The organism is Streptococcus suis (assembly GCF_029616525.1).
In the GTDB taxonomy this organism is placed as follows: Bacteria; Bacillota; Bacilli; order Lactobacillales; family Streptococcaceae; genus Streptococcus; species Streptococcus suis_AF.
Map to the genome: position 1 here is coordinate 1 of NZ_JANFME010000043.1, position 3025 is coordinate 3025.

General features: G+C 32.2%; 1 protein-coding gene. It reads right to left on the minus strand.

All coding sequences use genetic code 11. The features are described 5' to 3' along the window. Positions 1-345: 345 nt before the first annotated feature. Positions 346-2313 (minus strand): ABC-F type ribosomal protection protein OptrA, encoded by a 1968-nt coding sequence (optrA, locus tag NOL38_RS10320; protein WP_099810410.1) that lies wholly within the window; start codon positions 2311-2313, stop codon positions 346-348. Positions 2314-3025 lie beyond the last annotated feature (712 nt).

The window sequence follows — 3025 nt, forward strand, 5'->3', positions numbered from 1 at the left end:
TGAAATTGCTTTCCTTTAAAATGATTCATCGTCATTCCTCCTGCTATCTTTTTCTATTATTCTACCTTATTTGATAGTAGATTTAAAACTTTGCAACAGAACCTACAGAGGGCTACTGGAAGAACAACTTCTGGCAGCATAACAATCAAAGGAAATTTAGTGAGTTTATACGACTACACTTTTCTTGACAATTCCAAAGTATAGATAATAAAAACCGCTATGCGGCAAACTCAAAAGGTCTTCACATAGCGATTATATCTAATAAAAATTCATTAATTTTTTTACATTTTCAACAACCAGAATGTATCATTAACACTTTTACATCCTTATTGCATAACTCAAAAATTACATAACTTCCAATTCTCTCATCAACTGTTCCCATTCATTAAAATAATTACCCTGACACCTTTTAACATCATCAATTGATTTTTGTATTTCCGTCAGTACTATATAATCAGAAGAATTGTTTGGTTCAGAAATGATTTTATTCAATCTTTCTAATTCTTCATCATATTGATTTATTAACACTTCAAGCTTTTCAATTCGTTTCTCCTTCTTAACCTTCTCCTTCTCAATGGAGTTACGATCGCCTTTTACTGTGTTATTTTTCTCTACTTTCTGCTCAACTTTAATGTTATTAAATGGCTTTTCAGAATTCATCCTTTTTTTCTCGTACTCACCATAAGTAGATTGTACAAACTCTACACCATCCTTATCAAAAACAAGTAATCTGTCAGCAATCTTATTAGTAAAATATCTATCATGTGACACAAAAATAATTGTACCTTGATAACTGCATAAGATATTCTCTAAATTCTCTTTTCCAATAATATCCATGTGGTTTGTCGGTTCATCTAAGATTAAAACATTAGTACGTTTATATAATAATTTACATAATGTCAATCTAACCTTTTCTCCACCTGACAAAGAGGACACCGGTCTAAAAACATCATCTCCACTAAACTGAAATGAGCCAAGAGCAGTTCTGACCTCTGTGTCATTTAGCTCAGGGTATTCGCTTTGAAAAATTTCGAATAGTGTATCATCTCCACTGATTTGAGCAAGCTGTTGGTCAAAATAGCTAATTTCAACATTGTATCCGAATTTAAAATCTCCAGACAATGCTGCCACACCACCCATAAGTGTTTTAAGCAACGTGGATTTACCAATACCATTACTCCCAACAATTCCAAGCTTCTGTCCCCTTTCAAGGTTGAAATTAACCTTTGCAAGAGGAGTATCATAGCCTATCACAAGTTCTGAAGCACTTAATACTTGCCTTGAACTACTGATTCTCGGTTGAAATTTAGACATATAAGTTTTTGTATCGTATTGGTCTGGTGCATTTAATATTTGCATACGCTGTAATAATTTAATTTTAGATTGCACCATTTTAGCTTTCGTAGGTTTATAACGAAAACGTTCAATCAAGCGTGTAATCCTTTCAATTTCTATCTGTTGCAAGTCGTAATCTTTTTGCTGTTTGATATGATTTTCTCGTTTTTGCTCCTCAAAGGCTGAATAATTACCTTTATAACATTTGGTCTCTCCCCATTCGATTTCATAAACCTTATCCACAATTCGATTAAGAAACATTCTATCATGGGAAATAATAACCAATGTAGATTTATAACTTCTCAAATAACTCTCCAACCATTGTATTGTTTCTATATCAAGGTGGTTAGTAGGTTCATCAAGTAATAGAATGTCTGGCTTTGTTAAAAGTATTTTTATAAAAGCTATCTTAGTTCGCTGACCACCTGAAAATTCAGAAATGGGTTTTTTATCATCTGCTTCAGTAAAACCCATACTACGAATCATCGTTTCATATTCTTTTTGGTAGGTTAGACCTCCAAGAGCCATATACCTTTCACTGATATCAGAGTATTCATTGATGATTTTATCATCATATTGATTCTCCATTTTATCTATCAGCTGTTTCATCTTGTTTTCCATATCAATAAGCGTCTTAAATACCGTACGGACTTCATCCACCATTGATATACTTTCATCTTCAAAAGGCATCTGTCTTAAATAGCTAATATAAGGGTTACCGGTCTTTATTACTTGAAACTCACTTTCACCAGTTCCTTCTTCTAATTCAATTTCGCCTATAATAGCTTTTAGCAAGGTTGTTTTTCCACATCCATTTCTACCAACAATAGCAATCTTTTCATTATCATTGATTTCAATACCGATGTTTTCCAACACCATATTACCATCATAGTAAACGGCACCATTAATTATTTTGTATTGCATTTTCATATCCTCCTTTGCGTTAGTACTAGCAATTGCAAAGGTGGCTTTGGACAATAATTATTCTACTCCATGTAAAGCTTGTCACAGCCACCTATACATGGAGTTCTTTAAATGTTACTATAGTTGTAGATTTCATTTGCTTCTACCTCCTATCGATTATTAATATAATTCAATTGCCACCTTATTGTACCAAGTCGCTAGCGCAATGGCTAGCCTAAGTTTTAGCTTACACCCTTTCTGGTAAAAGTAAAGTAACTGATCTGTTATCTCATCTGCCTTCCTTTCCTTTCTATTATTTTTTTTATAACAACGCCATTATATCATAAAGTGCTAATTTTATTAATTGCAACTTTTAAGGCTTCTATTTCGGTTTTAAGAGCTTTTTATAGCTTGTATAGTATTTAGTGTGTCAGTAGTGCTAATACCCCTTAAAAAGCTTTCTATCTTGTTATAGCGACAAGGTAGAAAGAGTTTATATAAATATACCCAGATAATAATATGTAATCATATATTTTTGAAATATGTTATAAAAATGTTAAGTAAATGTTGATTTTGTGTGTGGCAAATGATACCATGTAAATATACAAAAAAGGAGTGATTATTTTGTCTAGTATTTTTGATAAATATGAATATGTAGCTTATCCTGCAACAGTATTAACTTGGTTCTGTTGCAAAGTTTTAAATAAAGAATAAAATCCCTTACGGTATCTATGATTTAAGCTGGGATTCCCAATAATACCTTGATTTCAGTACAGACCGAAAACCC